Source organism: Enterococcus sp. DIV1315a, assembly GCF_051712325.1.
GTDB lineage: Bacteria > Bacillota > Bacilli > Lactobacillales > Enterococcaceae > Enterococcus > Enterococcus faecalis.
The window spans coordinates 2,232,501-2,258,087 of sequence record NZ_JBIOOS010000001.1; the positions used below are offsets into that span (position 1 = coordinate 2,232,501).

25 protein-coding genes, 1 tRNA gene and 2 rRNA genes (1 of these 28 cut by a window edge) are annotated in these 25,587 nt (G+C 38.5%); 3 read left to right on the forward strand and 25 right to left on the reverse strand.

Annotated elements, in window-relative coordinates; all coding sequences use genetic code 11:
• The 6 genes from IGJ03_RS10620 to IGJ03_RS10645 all read right to left on the reverse strand — a co-directional run.
• Window positions 1-656, reverse strand: a 23S ribosomal RNA gene (locus IGJ03_RS10620); it reaches 2,257 nt to the left of the window's first position.
• 176 nt (window positions 657-832) lie between these two features.
• Window positions 833-905 (reverse strand) — tRNA-Ala (locus IGJ03_RS10625).
• 79 nt (window positions 906-984) lie between these two features.
• Window positions 985-2,545: ribosomal RNA gene (locus IGJ03_RS10630) — 16S ribosomal RNA — on the reverse strand.
• Together the 16S and 23S rRNA genes with 1 tRNA gene alongside form the textbook arrangement of a ribosomal RNA operon.
• 434 nt (window positions 2,546-2,979) lie before the next feature.
• Window positions 2,980-3,228, reverse strand: a complete 249-nt coding sequence (locus tag IGJ03_RS10635; protein ID WP_002392518.1) for a hypothetical protein — start codon at window positions 3,226-3,228, stop codon at window positions 2,980-2,982.
• On the reverse strand, window positions 3,212-3,583 hold the full coding sequence (locus IGJ03_RS10640; protein WP_002385270.1) for a hypothetical protein: 372 nt from the start codon (window positions 3,581-3,583) through the stop codon (window positions 3,212-3,214). The genes IGJ03_RS10635 and IGJ03_RS10640 overlap by 17 nt, the downstream gene beginning before the upstream one ends.
• A 64-nt stretch (window positions 3,584-3,647) precedes the next feature.
• On the reverse strand, window positions 3,648-4,016 hold the full coding sequence (locus IGJ03_RS10645; protein ID WP_002365178.1) for a CvfD/Ygs/GSP13 family RNA-binding post-transcriptional regulator: 369 nt from the start codon (window positions 4,014-4,016) through the stop codon (window positions 3,648-3,650).
• Between the two features lie 183 nt (window positions 4,017-4,199).
• On the opposite strand from IGJ03_RS10645, the gene IGJ03_RS10650 reads away from it, so the two are divergent.
• Complete coding sequence (locus IGJ03_RS10650) at window positions 4,200-5,366, forward strand: MalY/PatB family protein (RefSeq protein WP_375804884.1); 1,167 nt, start codon at window positions 4,200-4,202, stop codon at window positions 5,364-5,366.
• A 33-nt stretch (window positions 5,367-5,399) separates the two neighbouring features.
• Here the strand turns inward: IGJ03_RS10650 and IGJ03_RS10655 are convergent, their stop codons facing one another.
• Both IGJ03_RS10655 and IGJ03_RS10660 read right to left on the reverse strand, forming a co-directional pair.
• The gene (locus tag IGJ03_RS10655) at window positions 5,400-5,606 is read right to left on the reverse strand and encodes a DUF3955 domain-containing protein (protein ID WP_002355151.1); all 207 of its coding nucleotides are present in this window, start codon (window positions 5,604-5,606) and stop codon (window positions 5,400-5,402) included.
• A gap of 164 nt (window positions 5,607-5,770) precedes the next feature.
• Window positions 5,771-6,361, reverse strand: a complete 591-nt coding sequence (locus IGJ03_RS10660; protein ID WP_002355150.1) for a peptidylprolyl isomerase — start codon at window positions 6,359-6,361, stop codon at window positions 5,771-5,773.
• A gap of 204 nt (window positions 6,362-6,565) precedes the next feature.
• Between IGJ03_RS10660 and IGJ03_RS10665 the strand changes: the two genes are divergently transcribed.
• Entirely contained in the window at window positions 6,566-7,576 is a 1,011-nt protein-coding gene (locus IGJ03_RS10665; RefSeq protein WP_375804885.1) for an NAD(P)/FAD-dependent oxidoreductase, read from the forward strand.
• A 148-nt stretch (window positions 7,577-7,724) separates the two neighbouring features.
• On the forward strand, window positions 7,725-8,687 hold the full coding sequence (locus tag IGJ03_RS10670; protein ID WP_002380857.1) for a phosphoglycerate dehydrogenase: 963 nt from the start codon (window positions 7,725-7,727) through the stop codon (window positions 8,685-8,687).
• Between the two features lie 63 nt (window positions 8,688-8,750).
• Here the strand turns inward: IGJ03_RS10670 and IGJ03_RS10675 are convergent, their stop codons facing one another.
• The 17 genes from IGJ03_RS10675 to IGJ03_RS10755 form a co-directional block, all read right to left on the reverse strand.
• The gene (locus tag IGJ03_RS10675; RefSeq protein ID WP_429861449.1) at window positions 8,751-10,304 is read right to left on the reverse strand and encodes a bifunctional metallophosphatase/5'-nucleotidase; all 1,554 of its coding nucleotides are present in this window, start codon (window positions 10,302-10,304) and stop codon (window positions 8,751-8,753) included.
• Window positions 10,305-10,401: 97 nt separating this feature from the next.
• Complete coding sequence (locus tag IGJ03_RS10680) at window positions 10,402-11,682, reverse strand: extracellular solute-binding protein (RefSeq protein ID WP_002359172.1); 1,281 nt, start codon at window positions 11,680-11,682, stop codon at window positions 10,402-10,404.
• 23 nt (window positions 11,683-11,705) lie between these two features.
• Window positions 11,706-12,995: an MBL fold metallo-hydrolase gene (locus IGJ03_RS10685; RefSeq protein WP_002359171.1), complete on the reverse strand. Its 1,290-nt coding sequence runs from the start codon at window positions 12,993-12,995 to the stop codon at window positions 11,706-11,708.
• The gene (locus IGJ03_RS10690; RefSeq protein WP_002355144.1) at window positions 12,979-13,797 is read right to left on the reverse strand and encodes a carbohydrate ABC transporter permease; all 819 of its coding nucleotides are present in this window, start codon (window positions 13,795-13,797) and stop codon (window positions 12,979-12,981) included. Before IGJ03_RS10690 ends, IGJ03_RS10685 begins: the two co-directional genes overlap by 17 nt.
• Window positions 13,798-13,801: 4 nt before the next feature.
• A complete protein-coding gene (locus IGJ03_RS10695) occupies window positions 13,802-14,677 on the reverse strand; it encodes a carbohydrate ABC transporter permease (RefSeq protein ID WP_002355143.1) in 876 nt (291 codons plus the stop codon).
• Window positions 14,677-15,747, reverse strand: a complete 1,071-nt coding sequence (locus IGJ03_RS10700) for an ABC transporter ATP-binding protein (RefSeq protein WP_002359170.1) — start codon at window positions 15,745-15,747, stop codon at window positions 14,677-14,679. The genes IGJ03_RS10695 and IGJ03_RS10700 overlap by 1 nt, the downstream gene beginning before the upstream one ends.
• Before the next feature lie 209 nt (window positions 15,748-15,956).
• Window positions 15,957-16,895 (reverse strand): glycosyltransferase family 2 protein, encoded by a 939-nt coding sequence (locus tag IGJ03_RS10705; RefSeq protein ID WP_002373102.1) that lies wholly within the window; start codon window positions 16,893-16,895, stop codon window positions 15,957-15,959.
• A 203-nt stretch (window positions 16,896-17,098) separates the two neighbouring features.
• Window positions 17,099-17,428 carry a HesB/YadR/YfhF family protein gene (locus tag IGJ03_RS10710; protein WP_002355140.1) on the reverse strand — a complete coding sequence of 110 codons (330 nt, stop codon included), beginning with the start codon at window positions 17,426-17,428 and terminating at the stop codon, window positions 17,099-17,101.
• A 54-nt stretch (window positions 17,429-17,482) separates the two neighbouring features.
• Complete coding sequence (locus IGJ03_RS10715; RefSeq protein ID WP_002355139.1) at window positions 17,483-18,148, reverse strand: potassium channel family protein; 666 nt, start codon at window positions 18,146-18,148, stop codon at window positions 17,483-17,485.
• Between the two features lie 103 nt (window positions 18,149-18,251).
• Window positions 18,252-18,884, reverse strand: coding sequence for a response regulator (locus IGJ03_RS10720; protein WP_002355137.1), 633 nt, complete (start codon window positions 18,882-18,884; stop codon window positions 18,252-18,254).
• Window positions 18,859-19,962: a sensor histidine kinase gene (locus IGJ03_RS10725; protein WP_002365182.1), complete on the reverse strand. Its 1,104-nt coding sequence runs from the start codon at window positions 19,960-19,962 to the stop codon at window positions 18,859-18,861. The genes IGJ03_RS10720 and IGJ03_RS10725 overlap by 26 nt, the downstream gene beginning before the upstream one ends.
• Complete coding sequence (liaF, locus tag IGJ03_RS10730) at window positions 19,959-20,690, reverse strand: cell wall-active antibiotics response protein LiaF (RefSeq protein ID WP_002381168.1); 732 nt, start codon at window positions 20,688-20,690, stop codon at window positions 19,959-19,961. The genes IGJ03_RS10725 and liaF overlap by 4 nt, the downstream gene beginning before the upstream one ends.
• 150 nt (window positions 20,691-20,840) lie before the next feature.
• Entirely contained in the window at window positions 20,841-21,320 is a 480-nt protein-coding gene (greA, locus tag IGJ03_RS10735) for a transcription elongation factor GreA (RefSeq protein WP_002355133.1), read from the reverse strand.
• A gap of 260 nt (window positions 21,321-21,580) precedes the next feature.
• On the reverse strand, window positions 21,581-22,966 hold the full coding sequence (mltG, locus tag IGJ03_RS10740; protein WP_173961952.1) for an endolytic transglycosylase MltG: 1,386 nt from the start codon (window positions 22,964-22,966) through the stop codon (window positions 21,581-21,583).
• 207 nt (window positions 22,967-23,173) lie between these two features.
• Window positions 23,174-23,851 carry an HAD family hydrolase gene (locus IGJ03_RS10745; RefSeq protein WP_025189584.1) on the reverse strand — a complete coding sequence of 226 codons (678 nt, stop codon included), beginning with the start codon at window positions 23,849-23,851 and terminating at the stop codon, window positions 23,174-23,176.
• Window positions 23,852-23,925: 74 nt separating this feature from the next.
• Window positions 23,926-25,077, reverse strand: coding sequence for a non-hydrolyzing UDP-N-acetylglucosamine 2-epimerase (gene wecB, locus IGJ03_RS10750; RefSeq protein ID WP_375804887.1), 1,152 nt, complete (start codon window positions 25,075-25,077; stop codon window positions 23,926-23,928).
• A gap of 13 nt (window positions 25,078-25,090) precedes the next feature.
• On the reverse strand, window positions 25,091-25,582 hold the full coding sequence (locus IGJ03_RS10755) for a gamma carbonic anhydrase family protein (protein WP_002355129.1): 492 nt from the start codon (window positions 25,580-25,582) through the stop codon (window positions 25,091-25,093).
• Window positions 25,583-25,587: the final 5 nt, after the last annotated feature.

The window sequence follows — 25,587 nt, forward strand, 5'->3', positions numbered from 1 at the left end:
GTCTCTTCGACTTAACCTCGCATGCAATCGTAACTCGCCGGTTCATTCTACAAAAGGCACGCCATCACTCATTAACGAGCTTTGACTTGTTGTAGGCACACGGTTTCAGGATCTATTTCACTCCCCTTCCGGGGTGCTTTTCACCTTTCCCTCACGGTACTGGTTCACTATCGGTCACTAGGGAGTATTTAGCCTTGCGGGATGGTCCCCGCGGATTCCGACGGAATTTCTCGTGTTCCGCCGTACTCAGGATCCTCCTAGGTGTTGTTAGCATTTCGTCTACGGGGCTTTCACCCTCTTTAGCGGAATTTTCCAAATCCTTCAACTATACTAACAGACTACCATATTGGAGTCCTACAACCCCAACAAGCAAGCTTGTTGGTTTGGGCTCTTCCCGTTTCGCTCGCCGCTACTCAGGGAATCGAATTTTCTTTCTCTTCCTGCAGGTACTAAGATGTTTCAGTTCTCTGCGTCTACCTCTAATCAGCTATGTATTCACTGAAAAGTAATATCCTATAAAAGATATTGGGTTCCCCCATTCGGAAATCTCTGGATCATAGCTTACTTACAGCTCCCCAAAGCATATCGGTGTTAGTCCCGTCCTTCATCGGCTCCTAGTGCCAAGGCATCCACCGTGCGCCCTTATTCACTTAACCTTATCAACCTTACGGTTGGGTCTTGATCACTTCTTCTAGCGATAGAAGGTTAATCAATAAATAAGCAATTGAACTTATTAAAAAACTCATTCAACGCGGTGTTCTCGGTTTGTTTTGATTCTTTTTACTTCAATATCCAGTTTTCAATGAACGAATCTGATAGCAAAAGCTATCAATGGAGCCTAGCGGGATCGAACCGCTGACCTCCTGCGTGCAAAGCAGGCGCTCTCCCAGCTGAGCTAAGGCCCCGAACTTATTTGATTGAGAGTAGACCTCTCAAAACTGAACAAAGTAAAGACAAAATGTGTATTTCCGTAATATTCCTTAGAAAGGAGGTGATCCAGCCGCACCTTCCGATACGGCTACCTTGTTACGACTTCACCCCAATCATCTATCCCACCTTAGGCGGCTGGCTCCAAAAAGGTTACCTCACCGACTTCGGGTGTTACAAACTCTCGTGGTGTGACGGGCGGTGTGTACAAGGCCCGGGAACGTATTCACCGCGGCGTGCTGATCCGCGATTACTAGCGATTCCGGCTTCATGCAGGCGAGTTGCAGCCTGCAATCCGAACTGAGAGAAGCTTTAAGAGATTTGCATGACCTCGCGGTCTAGCGACTCGTTGTACTTCCCATTGTAGCACGTGTGTAGCCCAGGTCATAAGGGGCATGATGATTTGACGTCATCCCCACCTTCCTCCGGTTTGTCACCGGCAGTCTCGCTAGAGTGCCCAACTAAATGATGGCAACTAACAATAAGGGTTGCGCTCGTTGCGGGACTTAACCCAACATCTCACGACACGAGCTGACGACAACCATGCACCACCTGTCACTTTGTCCCCGAAGGGAAAGCTCTATCTCTAGAGTGGTCAAAGGATGTCAAGACCTGGTAAGGTTCTTCGCGTTGCTTCGAATTAAACCACATGCTCCACCGCTTGTGCGGGCCCCCGTCAATTCCTTTGAGTTTCAACCTTGCGGTCGTACTCCCCAGGCGGAGTGCTTAATGCGTTTGCTGCAGCACTGAAGGGCGGAAACCCTCCAACACTTAGCACTCATCGTTTACGGCGTGGACTACCAGGGTATCTAATCCTGTTTGCTCCCCACGCTTTCGAGCCTCAGCGTCAGTTACAGACCAGAGAGCCGCCTTCGCCACTGGTGTTCCTCCATATATCTACGCATTTCACCGCTACACATGGAATTCCACTCTCCTCTTCTGCACTCAAGTCTCCCAGTTTCCAATGACCCTCCCCGGTTGAGCCGGGGGCTTTCACATCAGACTTAAGAAACCGCCTGCGCTCGCTTTACGCCCAATAAATCCGGACAACGCTTGCCACCTACGTATTACCGCGGCTGCTGGCACGTAGTTAGCCGTGGCTTTCTGGTTAGATACCGTCAGGGGACGTTCAGTTACTAACGTCCTTGTTCTTCTCTAACAACAGAGTTTTACGATCCGAAAACCTTCTTCACTCACGCGGCGTTGCTCGGTCAGACTTTCGTCCATTGCCGAAGATTCCCTACTGCTGCCTCCCGTAGGAGTCTGGGCCGTGTCTCAGTCCCAGTGTGGCCGATCACCCTCTCAGGTCGGCTATGCATCGTGGCCTTGGTGAGCCGTTACCTCACCAACTAGCTAATGCACCGCGGGTCCATCCATCAGCGACACCCGAAAGCGCCTTTCACTCTTATGCCATGCGGCATAAACTGTTATGCGGTATTAGCACCTGTTTCCAAGTGTTATCCCCCTCTGATGGGTAGGTTACCCACGTGTTACTCACCCGTCCGCCACTCCTCTTTCCAATTGAGTGCAAGCACTCGGGAGGAAAGAAGCGTTCGACTTGCATGTATTAGGCACGCCGCCAGCGTTCGTCCTGAGCCAGGATCAAACTCTCATAATAAAAGTTAGAACAATCTTGCGATTGTTAAGCTCAATTTGTTTGCTAGCATATTGCTTGCTTGTTAAAAATGTTTGTTGTCTTGAATTGAATCAAGACGCCCTACACATTTGGTTCGTCTATTCTTTGTTCAGTTTTCAAAGGTCTACGTTACCTCGCAGCAACTTTTATATCATAACAAGCTTTCGTTTGAATGTCAAGAACTTTTTTGAAAAAGTTTTTTTAAGTTGTTTTGCTCGGTCGTTGTTGTCTGTTGTGACAACTTCTATATCTTATCATCTCGTTTGTTATTTGTCAACAACTTTTTTGTTGTTTTTTCAAACTTTTTTCGAGAGATTTGAAATCAAGAATTGTTATTTAATTATTGATTTCTGAATCGCTCAGCTGTGTGACTCGCCTTGCGACATGTAATAATATATCAAGATTTTGATGTTTGGTCAACACTTTTTTTCAAAAAAATTAAAAGAAGTTTTCAATCTGTTTTCATTCTTTTCAATTATTTCGTTTTTAAACTTTTTAAATCCTAATTGTCTATCAAAACAGTTTAATTCCTTACTAAAAATCGAACAATTTGAATCATATATTTGAAATAGTTCGATTAACTTTTTTACGTACAACATAAAAAAAGAAAGAATCTGTTCGATTATCGACAGATTCTTTCTTTTTTGTTTAAAACATTGGGACACCTTCAATATGATATTTTGACCAAATCGTTTTTAATTCTGCAGGTGCTACCCATGTATAGTCTTTATCCATTTCATTTTTAAGTGCTTGTTCATCCATCTCGAAGACAAACAGCGGAACATTTTCTTTATTGATATGCGCGTTAGTTAATTCTACTAAGCTAATTGAAGTAACGTCCAATTGAACCTCTTCTTTGAACCATTGTAGCATACTAGCTAAACCCGTCATCTCATCAGAAACTTTTGCCATCGCAAACTCAATCGCTTCACCTATTGGATGCATCAAAAATTTTTTACTACCATCGTTTAAGTTCAGTATGATTGTTCCAGCGACTTTTTTGTTAGACACGACATCCACCTCAATTAATTTTTAGATTCACTAACAAAAGAAATTGTAACACACTTTCTGAAAAAATACAGAATTATTTTTCAAGCAACTTATCCATTGCTTCATCAATCCATTCTGGAAGTTCTTTGTCTAAGGTTGCAAAGCCAATTTTTTTATTCTTATCCGTAAAATATTTTTTGCGTCGATGGTTTACTGAATGAACTTTGTCTTCAAGGGTCCGTAAAGATAAGCTAATCTTTTGAGAATATTCATCAACATCAATAACTTGAACGGTTACTTTTTGTCCAACGGTTAAGAGTCCATGGATATTTTTAGTAAAGCCAGCTTGTACTTCCGAAACATGAATCAGTCCTTGTGTTTCTTCGTCTAAAGAAACAAATGCGCCATATGGTTGAAGTCCGGTAATTGTGCCAGAAAGTACCATACCAATTTTGTACTTCATCAAATTTCCTCTTTTCATACGATAAATTTCTTTTTCCGTTTCTACTCATTTAAAATAATAGCATTTTTTCAACGTTTGTGCATTATTTCTTCCCTAGTTGTTAAAACAATTGTTTCATCTTTTAAGCAAAATCTACTATACTATAGGAAGTAAGACTTTATATAGAAGAAAAGGAGTTATCTTATGTTTAATTTTAATGAAACCATTGATCGTCGCCACACGAATTGTGTTAAATGGGACACCGTTGAAACGAGTTACCACGAAAAAGATTTACTACCTTTATGGGTTGCTGATATGGATTTCAAAGTACATCAGCCTATTCTTGATGCCTTGTCACAAGTTATTGAACAGGGCATTCTAGGATATGCAGTTGCACCTAATGAACTGTATCAAGCAATTCAAGATTGGCAACGGCAACACCATCAATTGATTGTTGAAAAAGAAGAAATTTTGTTTAATAGTGGCGTGGTACCCAGTTTGGCCACAGCCGTTCAAGCGTATACAGCACCTGCTGATTCTGTCATGATTTGTGATCCAGTCTACCCCCCTTTTGCAGATGTGGTAAAACAAAATGAGCGTAGACTTGTGCGCCATTCTTTACTAGAAGTTAACGGACATTATGAAGTTGATTTGGTTAAAATGGAACAACAGATAATCGAAGAAAATGTGAAACTGTTACTTTTTTGTAATCCCCATAATCCTGGTGGACGTGTTTGGACAAAAGAAGAATTGCTAGCAATTGGCCGTTTATGCCAAAAACACCAAGTAACTGTGGTTAGCGATGAAATTCATCAGGATTTGATTTTCAAACCGCATACCTTCACTTCCTTCACTGTCGCTTATGAAGCATTTAAGGAATTCACTGTTACCTTAACCGCGGCAACGAAAACCTTTAATTTAGCGGGGATTAAAAATTCAATGCTGTTCATTCCTAATGAAAAACTACGGCAATCTTTCGTATCTTTACAAGACAAAAATCATCAAGGCGGTATCAATACTTTTGGCTACGTTGGAACGGCAGCTGCCTATCAAACAGGGGAAGAATGGCTAACGGCGTTACTTGATTATTTAAAAGAAAATATTGATTTTGCCCTTTCCTTTTTCCGTGAAGAGCTGCCTAGCGTTCGTGTAATGGAGCCTGAAGGAACCTATCTTTTATGGTTAGACTTTAGTTCTTATTCACTAACGGATCGAGAACTTCGCGATACCTTAATTCATAAGGGGAAAGTGGTTCTAAATCCAGGAATTAGTTTCGGTCCCCAAGGTTCTCAACACATGCGTTTAAACTTAGCTTGTTCAAAAGAAACTCTCGAAGAAGGCCTTTTACGTATCAAAAAAGCCTTTAATTAAAAACAGCTGTCCTAGTTTTTAGGACAGCTGTTTTTAATTCTTTCTTTTGCGTTTAGCTAAATAAACTCTGACGAACCAGATACCTGAAAATAGAAGTAAAATTTCTCCAATTATGATTGTATAAAATCCTGGTTCATGAACGATTCCTTGCTGATCTACATACGTAAAAAACGTTCCTATAAATGGGAGTATTACTGCAAACAAAGCCAAGGCCATTGGATATCTGTATTTTTCTAACAAATTTGGTTCCTCTCCTTCTATTCTTTCACTCAGTATCCTATAAAGACTTCATTAAAAGAAGCGATTTGGATGCTTTTAAAAAAAAGTTAGTCGTTTTAAGAAAAAAATAAAGAGTACCAACGAATTTGTCCCTCGTTGGTACTCTCTTTTTCAATTGGTTAAACTTATTCACCAATGATTTCAACTGTGTCCATGACGACGTCAAATGTTGGACGGTCTTGGGCATCCCGTTGGACTCCACCAATTTCATCCACTACATCCATACCATCAACAACATGACCAAAAACAGTATGACGGAAGTCTAACCAAGGTGTTCCGCCTTGTTTGTAAGCTTCAATAATTTCTTCTGGAAAACCAGCATCTTCTAACTGACTCATCATTTGAGCTGGAACATTTTGATTAGTAACAACAAAGAATTGGCTGCCATTTGTGTTAGGACCAGCATTTGCCATTGACAATGCGCCGCGCAAATTGAAAACATCCCGAGAAAATTCATCCTCAAATGCTTCTCCATAAATACTTTCGCCGCCCATTCCTGTTCCGGTTGGGTCACCGCCTTGAATCATAAAATCAGGAATCACACGATGGAAAATAACGCCATCATAGTAGCCCTTTTTCGCTAATTCAACAAAATTTTTAACCGTTTTAGGCGCTTGTTCTGGGAATAATTGAACAGTGATGTCGCCTCGGTTTGTTTTAATGACCGCTTTTGGGCCTTTAGCATTTTCTAAATCTAATTGTGGAAATTGTGACATGAGAATGTCCTCCTAGATAATTATTTTATAGTTCCATCATATCGAAAAATGCTGAAAATTGCTATGATCTTTTTCCAATGATTAAAGAATGCTTTGATTCGTTAGCCAAACTTGCTTTTTTCGAAAAGCCGTGCTATTTTGTGAAGTGTTCGCAAAACGATCAATAGTTGTCTCAACCCTAAATGAATTAGGAGGAATTTTCAAATGTCTGATGAAAAAGATATTTATGATTTAACGATTATCGGCGGCGGTCCTGTTGGATTATTTGCTGCTTTTTATGCGGGAATTCGTAAAGCGAAAACGAAAATCATTGATAGCCTGCCGCAATTAGGTGGTCAGCTAACAATGCTGTATCCCGAAAAATATATTTATGATATTCCTGGATTCCCTGCTATTAAAGCCGGTGAGTTAATTGCCAATTTGGAAAAACAGATGCAGCCATTTCAGCACGATGTTTGTTTGGAAGAAGAGGTCACACACCTTGCACAGGAAGCAGATGGACTTCTGCGCTTAGACACAACTAAAGGCACACATTATTCTAAAACGGTTATCTTTGCGATTGGTAACGGTGCTTTCCAACCTCGACGTTTAGCTATCGAAAATGTTGAAGCCTTTGAAGGTGAGTCAATCCATTATTATGTGACTGACATGAAAAAATTCGCTGGCAAAAAAGTTGCGATTGCTGGTGGCGGCGATTCCGCAATTGACTGGGCTTTAATGCTAGAAAACGTTGCAGAAGAAGTATCTATTATCCATCGTCGCCCACAATTTCGCGGCCATGAACATAGCGTGGAACAACTGGAAAAATCTAGTGTTTCTATCAGAACTCCTTATATCATTAGTGATATTTTAAAGGAAAACGAAACGTTCACAGGCATCCAATTAACGGAGACAAAAGGTGACCAAACAATGGATCTCCCTCTGGATGATTTAATTATCAATTATGGCTTCACTTCTTCTTTAACACACCTCAAAGAATGGGGATTAGACGTTTCTAGAAATGCTATTAATGTTCATTCCGATATGTCAACTAACATTCCTGGTGTATACGCTGTAGGGGATATCTGTTCCTATGAGGGAAAAGTGAAATTAATCGCTACAGGATTTGGTGAGGCACCTACTGCCGTAAATAATGCTTTACATTACTTACGGCCCGATGCTCGACGTCAGCCAGTTCATAGTACAAGTTTATTTGAAAACGGTGTACCTAAATAAGGTTAGCACTGGACTTTAGCAGTTTTTAAGCCAAGGACAAAAATCTAAATCGGATTTTTGTCCTTGGCTTTCTGCTTTACTGAAAAGCCTTTCTTTTTCTCTTTTAAATTTATTTTTGATACAATAAAAAGTGCTAGGAGGAAGAAAGATGAACCAACCAATTATTTATTTAAATGAAGTATTCAACGAAGAACAACTGGAACAAGTGAAAGCTGTGGCACCCAATTATCTAGTTAAAACATCTACCGATCATTTATCCTCTGCTGAAGAAGAGGCAATCGAAATTATGTTAGGCTGGCATAAAGAAATTGGTCCGCGTTTATTAGCCTCTGAGACTAGTCACCTAAAATGGATTCAGCTCATTTCTGCTGGTGCTGATTATATGGATTTTGATAAATTAAGAGAAAAAGGCATTCTGTTGTCTAATGGTAGCGGAATCCATAGTGTTTCTATCTCAGAACATGTTTTAGGCGTTTTATTAGCACATACCCGCGGACTGCAAGAAAGTATCCAACAACAAATGCAACACACATGGAATCAAACAGCCCCTTCCTATCAACAACTTTCTGGGCAAAAAATGTTAATCGTAGGCACCGGGCAAATCGGACAACAATTAGCTAAATTTGCTAAAGGTTTAAATCTTCAAGTTTATGGCGTGAATACCTCTGGACATGTGACGGAAGGCTTCATTGAATGCTATTCACAGAAGAATATGAGTAAAATTATCCATGAAATGTCCATTGTTGTGAACATTCTTCCTTTGACTGAAACAACAAAACATTTATACAATCAGGCACTTTTTGAAAAAATGGCTCCTGAAACAATTTTCGTAAATGTTGGTCGAGGCGCCTCAGTAGCAACGAACGATTTGATAACTGCCTTAAACAATAAAACCATTGCTTTTGCTGCCTTAGATGTCTTTGAAGAAGAACCTCTTCCCGAAGATAGCCCTTTATGGGAGATGCAGAATGTTTTATTAACACCTCATATTTCTGGCATGACACCGAAGTTCAAATCAAAATTACTGGCGATTTTTATTCCAAACTTAAATCAATTTGTGACGGATCAGACCCTCGTCAAAAACCAAGTTTCCTTAAAAAAAGGCTATTAACTCAAAAAAGGCCTTCAACCATCTTTCAAGTAATTGCATGGTTGAAGGCTTTTTTTGCTATTTTTACCAGATAACCTTGAAGTTATCATTTGTCGACGCTTGAATGATTGGATGTTTTTTTAAATATTCTGCAATCAGTTCCGTCATATCAATTTGGATTTCTCGAATAATTTTTTCAGGTTGGAACATTTGATAGTTTCCGCCACCGACTGCTCGGTATTGATTTGTCACGATTTCCAAAACATCTTCTGCTTGCACTGCTTTGCCATGATAATTAAGTTTCGTCACTCTTTCACCAAACGGTTGTCTTAAATCCAGCGTATACTCAATACCTTCATACATATCATAATTATAGTATTGTGGTTTTGGATCGACATATTTCGGGTTAAAAATTGGTTGGCCTTTTTCTAACACAAAATAAGTAGCGCTTTGTTCTAACGCTTCACGGAGATCTTGTCCAGTGACACGCAATACAGCCAAGGTATTTGGATAAATATAGTTGGTAATGATATCGCGCATCGTAATTTGGTTATTAAACCCTTTGCCTTCATTGTTAAAAAGTGCAGTCCCTGAAATATCCGTTCCGCTTGAAGCCATTTGGACGTTATTAATAAATTCTATATATGGATGTTCTTTTAGGCGTACGGCATTCGGATTTTGAATCGTCATATCCCCTTCCACATTTCCCACTGGTTGGTCAAGCCACTCTTCTACCTCGTCATGTAACGCTGTTGTCAAAGCTAAAACTTCTGTATCTGGTTGTTCGTTCCCAACAGGATGAATAGCTGCGTCACTTCCAATAACGCGATAGCCTTTAGCCATAGGTTCAATTTCTAAAGTAATTTCTCCAACGAAAGCTCCTCTAAAACCTGGTTGAATCACAGGTATTCCATTCAGTTTTGTAGCAATTTCTCGATGTTGGTGACCAGTGACTAAGGCATCAATCCCAGGAACTTTTTCCAATAAATCGTAGCCTTCATTTTCTCCTGTTAGTAATTCCGTGGGTTCCCCTGTTTCTAAATCTTTTTCAAAACCGCCATGGTAAGCAACAACAACTAGATCCGCTTCTTCCCGTAATTTTGGCACGTATTCTGCCGCTGTTTCAACGACACTTTTAAACGTTAAATCTTTGACTGTTGCCGGCTGTTCCCAATGAGGAATATATTGAGTCGTCACGCCAAGGATGGCTACTTTAACCCCTTGTTTTTCTATGATGACATACGGCTGACCGAAATAAGGTTGTCCATCTTTCCCAAGAATATTGGCAGCTAAAACTGGCTGTTGATAACTGGCAATCGTTTCCTTTAAATAATCTAAACCGTAATTAAATTCATGGTTGCCTAAAATGCTAACATCATAATTCATTTGATTAATGATGTTAGTGATGGCAGCCACTGAATGTGTTTCTGCTTTTCTTACGTAGTAACTAAGCGGCGAACCTTGAATAAAATCCCCATTTTCAATTTGAAAAACTGGTCCTTTGGCAGACGCACGTAACTTTTTCAGCATGGTTGCTGCTTTTGCGGTTCCAAAAGGCAAATCCATCTTTTTTTCACTATAACTTGTTGGCATAATATACCCATGCATATCACTTGTTGCTAAAATTTTTATTTGCATTTTGTTTCTCTCCTTCTTCCGCCCAAAAGAACAGGAAGGTTAGAACACGAGCCATAACGACTCAGATCCCAACCTCCCACGTCTGTTTATTTATTGATTATTGGTTCCATGCTTGTTCAAATTGTGACGTTGCATCTTTCAATAATTTTTTCGTGTCTTTATTTGATGAAGCAAAAATACTTTCCATAATTGTCCGCATTTCATTATAGGCTGAATCAGCATTTTCTTCTACTGGGATAGCGAATAAATCTTTTACTGCGTTTTCAAGTTGTGCAGGTACTTTGGTTGTCTTAGAATTTTTGTACTCATCACTGTGTAAAACAGATTCTAGAATTGGCATATAACCTGTTTGTTGTGCCCAGTACAATTGTGAATCAGGCGTTGCTAAGAATTTCATGAATTCAAATGCCGCTGTCCGTTGTTCTGGCGTAGCACTATCGAACATATAAATATCTGTTCCTTGTTGTAAGTTGATTTTTTCAGGACGTGGTGCAACACCATATTCATAGCCACCAGCTTCAGCATCTTTTTGAACAAAACCAGCACCAGCAATACTACCGACAAACATCGCTACCTTTTTGTTTGCAAATGGGCCAGATAAATATTTATCTGAACCAGCTGTGCGGAAGTAACCTGCTTCGATACCATCACGGTAATAGTCCACGACTTCTTGTGAATCTTTGCTTGTTAAATCTAAGTCTTTATTAAAATCAACGCCTTTGTTTTTCATTCCAATTGCGTAATAGTTATTTAACGAGTCAAAACCAGCACCAACGACTTCTTTGTTGGATTTTTCGTAAATTGTTTTAGAAGCTTCTTTTAATTCCTCTAATGTTTTCGGTACTTCAACACCATATTCTTTCAACAAATCAGCATTATAGAATAACATTTCTGTCGATTTATTAAATGGAATGCCGTATTGTTTGCCGTCGATTTTGGCGCCATCTAACAATACCTCACGAATTGGTTCTGCATCTTTCCAGCCGATTGTGTCATCATCCATATATGGTTTTAAGTCCACTAACATTTCATCTTGTGCAGCATTCCATAACCAGCCTGGGTACGCTTGCGTAATTGTTGGTAAATCTTTTGGTGAAGTTAAAGTCGAATTGATTTTGGCTTGTAAATCAGGGTAAGCAGATTGATTTTGTAATTCCACTTTAATTTTTGGATTTTCTTTCATGAAGTCTTTCGTTAATTTTGTTAACGCTTCTTCTTGAACCCCATTCATTGCATGCCAGAAAGTGATTGTCGTATCTTCCTTCACTTCTTTCACAATATCGTTTGATTCTTTGGCCCCATTACCGTTACCACAAGCCCCCAATGCGAAAATAGCTGCGGTTGCTAACACTGTTGTTGCTAGAGTTTTGAACTTCATTTTTTTCTCTCCCTTAAAAAAATTTATAAAACAATTTGCTCGCCACGTTCTGGCAATATTCTTTCACCATACGGGTTTTCCAGTTTTTCTGGTTTTAACGTATGGATTGGAACCAATACTTGAGGTTCAATCAATGCAATAATTTTATCCAGATCTTCTGGAATTGCATGTCCTGAACAAGCTAAGCGGACAAAAGTAATGTCTTTTTTAGCCAACAAATCTAAAAACACGCGATACTGTGGATCAAAGTCCCCTAACGGTTGTGCATCACTGTGAATGTATAAACTACCTTCTTGGAGGTTGTCAAACTGGTTCACAACTTGCCACAAATAGTCTGTTTTGTCCTTTAGTAACGTGTCATACGGGATTTCTAACGCTGGATTCAATTCTGGTATTTTACCAGATTCAGCATAATAATAACGAACTTCTATTCCAAATACTTCAAGTAACAACGCAGCCATATTTGCTTCTAAAACGACTGTACGTGGTGACTTTTCAATAATCTTAGCAAAACGTTCCACGTTTGCTGGATAACCATTAAAGGTAATTTGTCGATTCGGGTTTTCTAGTTCTAAACGAACCAAGTGCTGAACAAGATCTTCTTCACTGACAACCGCTATTTGGGCTGGATCTGGTTCACGTTCTGGGAAGCTAATGCTTACGCCTTCCATCATTAATAATTCAGTATGTTTGGCTTTTTCACAAAAAGCTAAAGTCTCTTCACGATTATGGCCATGTAAGCGCAAATCACCTGTGTATGTGATGAAATGGTCAGGCGTGCGAATCAGTAATGCCGAAGCACCGTACGCATCATGATCAACAGGTACGATTTCCACTGAAATTTCGCCAACTTTAATCACATCGTTTTTATTAAGACCAATCATTTCTCGGGTAAAATTCTTTTCTTCAAACGGTGATGGAATCAAAAAATCACCTTTGCGATTTAAACTATTTAGAATCATTTTCGTTTCTTTTAATGTGTACAACGGAACAGCTGGGTCTAAATAATTAATCATGCGCGAATGATCTAAATGGGCATGAGATAAGAAAACAGCGGTGTGTTGATACTCTTTGTCTTCTGCACCATGATATTCATAACCTAAACGTGGATCATATAAGTCTTTTAATTCTGGCACTAAACGATTATTAATTAAGGTTTCAATGTGATCATCAGGCAAATCTAATTCTGGTCGAAATTCTGTACCAAAATCAAAGAAGATGTGGGCATCTTTATACGCCACTTCAATCACGGTTCCTCCAATTGTTAAAATGCCACTGTGAAAAGTCACAGTTGTTTTAGCCTTTGATTCCATTTTTTGCAACTCCTCTGATAATTTCTTTTCTGAAAATCAAGTAAATAATTAAAATTGGAATAACGGTTAATGTTGCAGCAGCCATTTGTAAATGTACGTCACTACCGCTCTCTGTCGCAAAGGCCGATAGTCCATTATTCAATAGACGGTATTTTTTCTCGTTCGTCACCAACAATGGCCACAAGAAAGAATTCCAACTAGAAATAAATGTTAAAATCCCTACTGTTACCAACGCTGGTTTTGACATTGGTACTAAAATACGCCAAATGTATTCTAAATCACTAGCGCCATCAATCTTGGCAGCCTTATAAAAAGTATCAGGAATACCTTTTAAATACCCGTTTAAATAGTAAATATAAAAAATACTAGTTAAAAATGGAATAATTAAGGCGCTGTAAGTATTTAACAAACCTAATTGCGCAATCGTTTGATAATTGGTAAAAATAATAGATTCATACGGAACCATTAACAACGAAATCATCAAAGCAATGACCACATTTTTAAAACGGAACTTCAAACTCGTTAACGCGAATGAAGCTAACACGGCGGTGACTACCGTAGCAATCGTTGTAACGCCTGAAACAAAGACTGTGTTCAAGAAATACCGAAGAAAGGGTGCTTTTTGAAAGACCTCTGTGTAGTTTTGCCATTGTGGTTGTTTCGGAAACATGGTTGGCGGCATGCTGGTCGCTTCAGAGTAACTCATTAAACCAGCTAAAATCATATAGACAAACGGAAATAACGTAATAACGGCTAAAATGCCTAAGAAAACAAATGCGATAATCGTTAAAACTTTTTTCATTGGCTTATTGCCCCACTTTCTTTAAGAGTTTATTTTGTAAGAAAGTGACCACTAAAATAATCACAAATAAAATCACTGTGGCGGCCATCGCAATTCCGGGACGTCCTGCAATGTGGAATTTGTCATAAATATAGTACACTGCGGTTGTGGCACTATTGGCAATCCCCGCACGACCACCGAATAAAGCATAAACTTGTGTATAAACTTTAAAGGCGCCAATTAAATTGACCGTTAATAAAAAGGCAATGGTCGGGACTAGCTGCGGAAACGTAATACGTCGGAAAATTTCGCCGTCTGAGGCGCCAAACATTTTCGCTATTTTAAAGTGTTCTTCATCAATATTTCTCAGTCCAGCCAACAAAATAATAATATTAAATGCTAAACTCGTCCAAACCCCAAAAATAATCAATGTTGGCATACTCATTTGAACATTATCTAGCCAGTTGACAGAAGGAATGCCGAAAAAGCCTAAGACGTAATTGACAATTCCATAATCGCCATTAAAGAAGTAACGGAAGACAATCCCAATGGCAATCGTACTCGTTACATAAGGCATAAAGAAAATCGTTTCAAAGAAACTCTTATGTTTAACTTTTTCAAAGATAATCCAAGCAATTGCTAGGGAAATTATCAAGGCAATCGGTACCACAGCAAATGCATAGAGCGCTGTATTTTTTAACGCTTTATAGAAGATTGGATCATTCAATACACGTTGATAATTTTCTAAACCAGCGTAGCGTTGGTTAATTAAGGAACCTTTTTGGAAACTCATCCACAAAGAACGAAACAGTGGATAAACGCTAAACAGTAAAATGATTCCTAATGATGGCAGAAGGAAGAGCCATGCTTTTGGTTGATTTTCTGGATTGTATTTTTTCATTAGTAAACCCGGTCTCCCGCTTCGTTAAAGATAAATACTTTTTTATATGAAAAATCAAAAGATAAAGTGTCTCCTTCTTCAATCGCTTCTTCTACACTTACAATTGATTTCACTTGTTCATTTCCTAATGTAAATCGTAAAATACGTTCTCGACCAATCAATTCCACTAAATCTGTCGTTGTGGTAAAGAGACCTGTTTCAGCTGGTACCACATCTTCTGGACGAGAAGCAAACGTATATTTCCCATCAGTCATTGGCATTTTAAAGCGTGCTTGCTCAAAACGCTCAAGCGGAATTTCAAAACTTTCATGGTACATTTTGCCGTCTTTCACTTCAACAGACAATAAATTAATAATTGGGTTACCTATGAACTGAGCAACAAATAAGTTATTTGGTTCTAAGTAAAGGTTTTGAGGTTCATCATTTTGTTGAATAACCCCTTCGTTTAATAAAATAATTTTATCACTGATTGATAGCGCTTCCTCTTGGTCGTGCGTTACAAAGATTGTTGTAATGCCTACTTCTTTCACCAAGCGGCGGATTTCTTCACGAATTTTCAAACGCAAACGTGCATCCAAGTTACTTAAAGGCTCATCTAATAATAAAACATCTGGTTTTTGAACTAACGCCCGGGTAATCGCAACACGCTGTTGTTGACCACCAGAAAGTGTGCCTGGCTTTTTATGGCTTAACTCTTCAATATTCGTTAGTTTCATATATTCTTCGGCAATAGCTTGTGCCTCTGCCTTGGGAACTTTCTTACTTCCTACCGTCAAAGGAAACATTACGTTTTCTAGAACAGTCATATGTGGATATAAGGCATAGTTTTGAAAAACGAACCCGATGTTCCGATCTTTTGGTGCTGTTTTGACAACCGATTGCTGTCGAAACTGAATATCTCCATCACTTGGATGTAATAAACCTGCAATTAAGTTTAAAATTGTGGATTTCCCACACCCACTTGGTCCTAACAAACAAACCAAGTCCCCTTGCTCAATCGTAAAATTGACCGATTTTAACGCTTCAAACCCATTATCGAATACTTTTTTCAAGTCGATAACTTCTATCATGACCCAACCTCCAAAAAAACATTTAATAGCATACCTTTTGATTTTAACATTTATTTCTTACAACCGCGAGAGCAAAGCTGTTTCATTAAGATAAAAATAGGTAAAGTTAATGTATTTTTTATGTAAAAAATGTTGTTTTTCTGAAAAGCCTGTTTACACTTTTTTTAACGCATAACAAAAAAGCAGAGAATTTTTCTCTGCTTTTTTGGTTATTTTTTAGAATCTTTTTCTGATTCCTTTACAATATAAATTGGTCTTTTTTTCGTTTCTAAGAAAATTTTGCCGATATATTTGCCAATAATTCCTAAACATAATAGTTGCAAACCACCTACAAAAAGTACAATACAAACCATTGAAGGCCAGCCGCTTGTTGGATCACCATTAACTAATGTTCGAAAGATAATCACTAACATTGCTAGTGCAGAACCAATACACGAAAAGGCGCCAACGTATGAAGCAATATTCAATGGTGTCTCTGAAAAATTGACAATCCCGTCAATTGAATAACTTAATAGACTCCAGAAAGACCAAGAGGTTTCTCCAGCAATTCGTTCTCGATTTTTAAATTCAATATATTCTGTTTTAAAGCCGACCCAGCTAAAGATCCCTTTTGAAAAACGATTATACTCAGATAACTCTAAAATCGCATCGACCATTTGTCGGGTCATAACACGAAAGTCACGGGCACCATCCACCATTTCTGTCTCAGCAATTCGATTAATGAGTTTATAGAACATCCGAGCAAAAAAGCTACGAATGGGCGGTTCGCCGTCTCTTGTTATGCGTCGTGTGCCAACACAATCTAAATCTGTACTGGTTTCAATCATCTCAATCATTTGAGGTAATAACTCAGGCGGGTCTTGTAAATCAACGTCCATGACTGTCACTAAGTCACCTGTTGCTTCTTTTAAACCAGCGTATAAGCCCGCTTCTTTCCCAAAATTTCGTGAAAAAGAAAGATAACGGACCTTCTCTGGATGTTCGCGATAAAGCTGTCTTAAAACAGCTAACGTATTATCTTTTGAGCCATCATTCACAAATATATATTCTACTGAATGAGACAGTTGCTGGCTAATTTTTTCTACTTCTTCAAAAAACAGCGGAATCGCTGCTTCCTCATTATAACAAGGGACAACAATTGATAACATTTTATTTCCTCCACACTTCAGTTAATTATCATTATACCATATAATAGCCTTATTAAATAACGATATCCAACTAAAAATAACTTAAATAGAAAGAACCTGAGAAAAAATCCAAAACGATTTTTTCTCAGGCTGACTAGCGGTTAAACGAAAGCAACAGAAATAGTCCTACGCACTACTTCAGCCTCTTTTGTTTAGCACTAAAATTATTTTGTTAAATCTTCTTGGTTTGCTTCAAATTGATAACGCGGTTCATCATTCTTTTCATCATAATCAACAATCAAATCATACCCTTTAAAGAACCAATCATCTGTTTCTTCAATAAAATAGGTAATCCCATCTAGGTTCTCTTTAATCATTGGCTCATCTGGCGCTTCTACAGACATCGCAATGGAAAAACCATCATGAACAGGTGTTTTTCCGTAAATTTTTCCGAAAAAACGAATGCCTGTCTCAGGCTGAACCCCGGTTTCTTCTTTAAACCATTGTTGGGCTTTCGGTGTCACTTCTAATTTCATTCTTTGTTCCTCCTTCACATCTCTGTCGCCATTTATTGTAGCACAGCGCAGTGCTTTTAGAGAATAAAGTGCTTAGCCATTCATTTTTTCATCTAATAAATCAACGTCTGCGGTATCACCGATAACTAATAAATTGTCGTTTTCTCGAACAATTTCAGAAGCATCTGGCGAAGCAATTACTTCTGTTTTCGAGCGGCGGATCGCTACCACAGTTAAACCAAATCGCTGACGGAAATTTAATTCTGCTAAGGTTTTATTGTAAAATTTAGGATTGGTGACCCGAACCTCAGCTAATGAAAATTCGCTAGATAATTCAATATAATCTAAAATATTGCGTGAAACAAGTTTGTGAGCAATTCGAATGCCCATATCCCGCTCTGGGTGAACGACCATGTCTGCCCCAATTTTATCTAAGACACGGGCATGATATTCATTGACTGCTTTGGCTAAGACATTGGGAACCCCCATCTCTTTAACCATTAATGTTACTAAAATACTCGCTTGAATATCTTCACCAATTGCCACCACTACGTGATCAAAATTCCGAATCCCTAAAGAACGCAACGTCATTTCATCTTGGGCGTTAGCCACCACTGCATGCGTTGCAATATTCATATATTCATTGACACGGTCTTCACTGCTGTCAATGGCCAAAACTTCTTGACCAGCTTCCACCAAAGTTTGGCATATGCTGCCGCCAAAACGTCCTAAACCAATAATTGCAAAATTTTGTTTCATTTCTTCTGACCGCTCCTGTCTGTTCGTTAAAATTAGTATAACAAATCCATAAATAAATTCCTAGAAGGATTTCCTAGAATTTATTTATGGATTTATCTGATATTTATTTGGCTAAACCATGTTGAAAAGCATAAATCGCCGCTTGGGTCCGATCATCCACATCTAGTTTTGCTAAAATGTTTGAAACATGTGTTTTAACTGTTTTCAAAGTGATAAAGAGTTCATCAGCTATTTCCTGATTACTTTTACCTTGTGCAATCAACATTAAAATTTCGTGTTCCCGGTTTGTCAAATCTTCGTGCAACACCGGCTCTTGTTTTTTTGTTAACCGTTCCATCATCTTATGCGTCACTTCAGGTTCCAACACACGCTCTCCGCGATAAGTCGCCCGAATTGCATCAGCAATCTCATGTGCTGTTGATGTTTTTAATAGGTAGCCCGCTGCACCAGCTTCAATCGCCGGATACACTTTTTCATCATCAATAAAACTCGTCACAATAATAATCTTGGCTTCTGGCCAATCTTTCAAGATCGCTTTGGTTGAATCAATGCCATCCATTTCTTCCATTACCAAATCCATCAAAATAACATCTGGACGTAGTTCCAATGCTTTTTCATAACCAATCTTACCGTTTTCTGCTTCGCCTACGACTTCTATATCCTCTTGAATAGATAAATATGATGAAACGCCTAAACGGACCATTTCATGGTCATCCACTAACATTACTTTGATCACTTGCAGTTTCCTCCTTTATGACAGGAACTTTAATTTCAACGCTGGTTCCCTGCCCTTTAAAACTAATAATTTTAACTGTACCGCCCATGCCGACAACACGTTCTCGGATATTATTTAATCCATAACTACCGGCTTTATTACTTTGTTCCTTCATATCAAAGCCGACACCGTCATCAACAATACGCAATAGCACGTTTTTATCGACTTGGTGTAAGTATACCTCTAATTCCTTTGCTTTGGCATGTCTTAAGGTATTTGAAAGTAATTCCTGCACAATTCGGAAAAGATGATCCTCAATGCTGCTATTTAAATGAACATCTTCAACATCCCAAATCAATTCAATTTTAATTTTTGTTTGTAGTTCTTTCAGTAATTGTTCAATACCTTTACGCAAACTTTTTCCTTCTAGACTGATAGGACGCAAGTGCAATAGTAACGCGCGCATTTCCGATTGGGAGGCATTAATGATTTCTGCCACCATGGCTAGTTGTTTGCGATATGGTTCAGGGGTTTCTGTTCGTTGTGCTTGTTCATTTAAGGCAGACAACATCATCATGGCTGCAAAAAGTTGTTGACTGACTGAATCATGCAACTCCCGCGCCAAACGATGCCGCTCGTTCTCTAAAATTTCTTCTTTTGTTTGCCCATCCATTAATTGCGGTCGACTGTTTAATAATTGCAATTCTTTAGACATCTCTAATAATTTATTTTTAATCGACCAAATATCTTGTTCGACTTCGGTTAGATAATGGTCTTGATTTTCACTGGTCGTTGGTTTGTTTAAGACTGGACTTTCATAATTACCATTGGCCAATAACCGAAGTTTTTCTTCAATCCGTCCATATTGCCCTTTTTGAACCAATGAAATCAGTAAAAAGGTCAATAAGCCTATTAGTAAGGATATGAGAACAATGTGCACAATTAGTGGTAAATAAAAGACTTTTCTCTGAAGAAGCTCTAATAGCCACCGGTTTTGTTTAATCGAATGAAAATATGAAAACAATGTAATTAAGATAACAATAAAGGTGCTAAGGGACGCATATAATGAAATCATGCGTCTTGAAATCCGATCGGTCATACACGGATCACCTCAACATCTCCTACTAAAGTGTTCGTCATAATTTTCAAACGACGAAGATTGGTATCGTAATCATTGCTGTAAATTTTTAATGATTCGTTTTTCAATTGATATTTTTCTTCTTCAAAACGTACCGTTCCGTAAAACGTTGAATGTTCTAACAAAATAGCTACACCTAACGGTACTAGAATTCGCGTGCGGCCAAAACCTTTACGAATAATAATAATATTGTCTTCTTTCGGTAGTAGCGTATTACCTAAATCAATAATGGTGTCCCCAGAGATTAAATCAATATTGATATCGTCCCATTCATAGATATTGTTACCAATGCGTTCGTTGGCAAACCAGCGGCGTTTAAATCGTTTGCCATTTTTAGGTTCTTTTGCCGCCGTCTCCACCATAATCATTTGTTTTTTACGCCAAGGTGCTCGCTCAGCTATATCCACGCCTGAAATCTCAAAGCCTTTTAAGCCGATAAAGAGTACGCCAAAAATCAACATAAACCAAACAGCCGTGCTGTTCATTGCACCAATGACAATAAAAACAACGCCGAGGACGAATTGAAAGTTGTTAAAATGTGTTTTTGATGCTTTCCTGGAAACGTAGGCCACAAGTAAAACGCCAATTGTCAATAAAACAGCTAATCCAGGATTATGTACAATTTGCCATAACGCCAGAATAAAAAGTAATGCTTCTGCGACGATAAAAAAGCGCCAAGGGTTATTCATAGATTTGCCTCCTCCCTCTGTCATTTATTTTACTCGTTTATTTTATTTAATCATAGTGGTTTGCGCCTCAGGTTACCATAGGACTTTAGCCCTAAATGTCCTAGATTGCGAAAGGACAGGCCTTGGAAGCTGCCTGCCCTACTCAATTATTTAGTTTGCTTCAACTTTTGTAATTTTAACTGTCATGTCGCCACCAGGTGTTGCAATAATCACTTGGTCGCCTAATTGTTTACCAATTAAGGCTTGCGCAATCGGTGAATCGTTAGAAATTTTACCAGAAAATGGATCGGCTTCGGCACTTCCTACGATTGTGTATTCCTCTTCTTCTCCATCAGGCAATTCTTGGAAAGTAACTGTTTTACCGATGGAAACTTCGTCTTGGTCCACGCCATCATTATCGATGATTTCTGCAAAACGAATCATATTTTCTAACGTTGTAATACGTCCTTCAACGAAAGCTTGTTCATCTTTAGCTGATTCATACTCTGAGTTCTCTGAAAGATCCCCAAAGCTACGAGCGATTTTAATACGCTCTACGATTTCTTTACGTTTAATTGTTTTTAATTCTTCTAGCTCTTGTTCTAATTTTTCTTTTCCTTCAAGAGTCATTGGATATACTTTTTCTACCATGTTAATTCTCCTTTTTCGCTTAACGATACGTAGTTCTTGGTTGGTTATTGAAAAAAATTCCGCTTTCAATCCACAAAAGAGTACCACGCTTTTTCTAAATTGTAAATATAATTATTGAATTTTTGTGATTTTGCTAAATTTTATTTATATAAATTTCTAGTTGCTACGCTTTCCCTCTGTTAAACAGATTACTTTTTGAGTATCTAAAAGCTTGGTGAATCATACAAAATTGATTCACCAAGCTCTTTTATGTTTTCATTTTATTCACTACTTGAATTATTGACATACTGATCTACTAATACTTGATGTTCTTCATATGTTTTTGAGAAGTATACTTTTCCTGTAGAAATATCTGCTACAAAGTATAAATAGTCACTTGGTGTCGGATTCAAGACTGCTTTAATTGACTCCTCACTTGGGCTATCTAATGGTCCTGGTCCATAACCAGTATTTTTATACAAGTTATAAGACGAGTCCACTTCCAAGTCAGCATACGTTACAGTTTCTTTGTGTTCTCCTAGAGCATACAAAATAGAAATATCTGATTGGATTGGCATATCGGCAGCCAAGCGGTTAAAGAATACTTGCGCAATTTGTTTGCGGTCTGCTTCTTTGACTCCTTCTTTTTCAACCAATGAAGCTAACGTTAAGACTTGCTGATTGGTTAAATTCTTTGCATGAATTGTCGGCGTATATTGTTCCATTACTGTGTTCATTTTAGCAATCATTTGTTCGACAAATTCAGGAAGTGTTGCTTTTTTGTAGTAATCATAAGTTGCCGGGAATAAATAGCCTTCTAAGCGATAACGAACACCTTCTGCGGTTGCAGCACTTTCAAGTAAATCAGGATACTTAGCCTTCATTTGATTGAAGAAGTCTTCGTTTTTCATTAATGCAATGAAATCTGCTTTCTTGAAATCCGTATTTTTTTCAATGGCTTCGCCAATTTTATCTATATCGTAGCCTTCAGGAATCGTTACTTTGCCATCTGCGATTTTAGTTGGTTCTGGCGTACCTCCTTCTTTTAGCATTTCACCAATTTCATCGAGTGTCATGCTTGGAGACATTTGATAATAGCCCGCTTGAAAATCTGTTAAGTTTTTAAATTTTACGTAGTAGTTAAAAACCATTCCGCTTTTAATGACGTTGCTTTCTTCTAAAACCGCAGCAATTTGCTTATTAGAAGATCCTTCTGGGATATGCACTTGAACAAGTTTCTTATTGTTCTTGTCTAGTGGTTGTAGCCCAGCGTCTACATATTTATAAAAAGTAAACCCAAAGATTGCCATCATTAAAACCAATACAGAAACTACAATTAACACGATACGACCGACTAAACGATCTTCTTTTTTACGTGTTTGTTTTTTTGTATTTGTTGGCTTTTCGTCTGTTTCAATCGGGGTTGGCTCTTCGACTGTCTGTGTTGTCTTGTCTTTCCCACGTCTTCGAGCAGCTCTAGAACCTACACGTGTTTGTGTTGTGCGGCTCGCTGTTTCTTGTGATTCATCAGATGAAGGTTGGGGAGACCTATCATTTTTTTCAGAGGAATCAGGTTGATCGCCATCATTTCTACCTTTTAAAGACCCAGTTACTTGATCTCTAAGCGAAGATTTGGGATCTTGGTTATTTTGGTTATCATTAGCCAAAACTAACCCTCCTTACTATTCTATCGTTTATGACTGAAACTATTATACATGAAACCTCTTTAAAATTAAATGTTTTTAATAAAAAGACCGTCATTCCCCGATAAAAAATTCATCATTGACAACGTTTAAAGCCTATGATGGCGCTTTTCTATTGAAACGATAATAAATCTTAAAATCCTCCTAAATTTATCGAAAATCCATTTTTTATTAAGAATTTTGTAGCAAAATATCACCTAAGTCTTTAGGCGATTGTACTAGGAATGTCGCTCCCGCCTCTTGTAATTCTGTTTCTTCACCAAATCCATACAAGACACCTATACTATCTAAGCCATTTTGTTGAGCACCAAGAATGTCATGATTACGATCACCAACCATGATAATCGCTTCTTTGGTTGGGTCTAATTGAGCTTCCGTTAATGCATACTGAATCACATCTGCTTTTTTAGAACGATGACCGTCCATGCTCGCTCCATAGATGCCTGTAAAATAACGATCTAAATCAAAATGAGTAATAATCTTTTTAGCAAATTCTTCTGGCTTGGAAGTCGCAATGTATAACTTTGCTCCCGCTTCCTTTAACCTTGTTAACACTTCTGGAATCCCTGGATACACATGGTTTTCAAACATGCCTTTTCTCTGATAATACGCTCGATAATGACCCACGGCTTGTTGCGCTGCTTCAGCTGAAGGCGCCATGTGCAAAAACGACTCATATAAAGGCGGCCCTATGAAAGAACGTAACGTCTCCTCGCTAGGAGCTGGCCAGCCTAATTGTTCTGTTGCGTATAAAATAGAACGCATAATGCCGCTACCAGAATCCGTAATTGTGCCATCTAAATCAAATAAAATCGTTTGATACATCTTCACTTCACTACTTTCTAGCATTTTTTGTCTAATTGATTCTTCAAAATAAGATACGCAAAAGAAGCACATTTTTCAGCGCTTCTCTGCCTTTTTATTTATTTTGCTGTAAACGTATCTGGTTTTTTATCTGATTGCTGCATTTCATAGGCAATGGCTTCAACGATTCGGCGGCTAGCTTGACCATCCCCATACGGATTTTGTGCATGCGCCATCGCGTGGTAAGCATCAGAATCAGTCAATAATGTTTTCGTCTCTTGATAGACTACTTGTTCGTCTGTACCAACCAATTTCAATGTTCCTGCCGCTACGCCTTCTGGACGTTCCGTTGTATCTCGTAAAACTAAAACTGGCACACCTAAGGAAGGAGCTTCTTCTTGCACACCGCCAGAATCAGTTAAAATTAAAGAACTTTTCGCTGCAAAATTTTGAAAATCTTTGACATCCAATGGTTCAATTAAATGCACACGAGCTAATTCACCTAAGTGTTCCGCTACTATTTCACGGACTTTGGGATTTTTGTGCATAGGGAAAATGACTTCAATTTCTGGATGTTCCATTACAAGTCGACGAACAGCTTTAAACACATTTGCCATTGGCAGGCCTAAATTTTCACGACGATGCATTGTGATTAGTACAATGCGTTGGTCTGTAGGGATTTTTTCCAATAAATCATTTTGATAGTGGGCATCAACGGTGTACGCCATCGCGTCAATCGCTGTATTGCCAGTCACATAAATATGTTCTTCTGGATGATTTTCTTTGATTAAATTGTCCTTACTTTGAGTGGTTGGGGCAAAATAAATATCAGTTAACACGTCTACCAGTTGACGATTCATTTCTTCCGGAAACGGAGAATATTTTTGCCAGGTCCGCAATCCTGCTTCCACATGTCCCACTGGAATCTGTTGATAAAAAGCAGCCAATGCAGCCGCAAATGACGTGGTTGTATCGCCATGAACCAAGACAATATCCGGCTGTTCTGTCACAAGAACCTCAGTTAATAAATTCAAAACACGACTTGTAATATCTGTTAAGGTTTGCCCATCTTTCATGATATTTAAATCATGATTCGGTGTAATTTGAAAATCTTCTAACACTTGATCCAACATTTGGCGATGTTGCGCTGTTACAACTACTACAGAGTCAAACCCTTGACTTTGCTCTTCTAAAACTTTGATTAAAGGGGCCATTTTGATTGCTTCTGGCCGTGTTCCAAAAACTGTCATTACTTTAATTTTCTTCATCATTTTCCTCCTAATTCTATGTTAGTTTCGGGTATTTTTGTTGGCGAAATTCTTCTGCTCGTTGAATATAATGTAAGGCGTTCGTATGATTACTGGCTATTTCTGCTGCCGTTAACGGACGGATAACCTTTGCGGGTCGACCAAATGCTAAAACATTTGGCGGGATAATTTTGCCTTCCGTCACTAAAGAGCCCGCACCAATCAGGCTGTTTTCTCCAATAATAGCATTATTTAGAATGGTTGACCCCATGCCAATCAAAGCACCATCACCGATTTTACAACCGTGTAACATGCATTGATGGCCCACCGTTACATACTTGCCTACAATTGTCGGGGCATCTTCATCAACATGAATAATCGTGCCATCTTGAATATTACTACCTTCACCAATGGTAATTGTGTTACTGTCACCTCTTAAGACCGACTGAAACCAAATATTACTATCCTTTGCTAGTTGTACGTTTCCATAGACATCTGCACTAGCAGCAATAAAATATTCTTTTTTCAAACGCT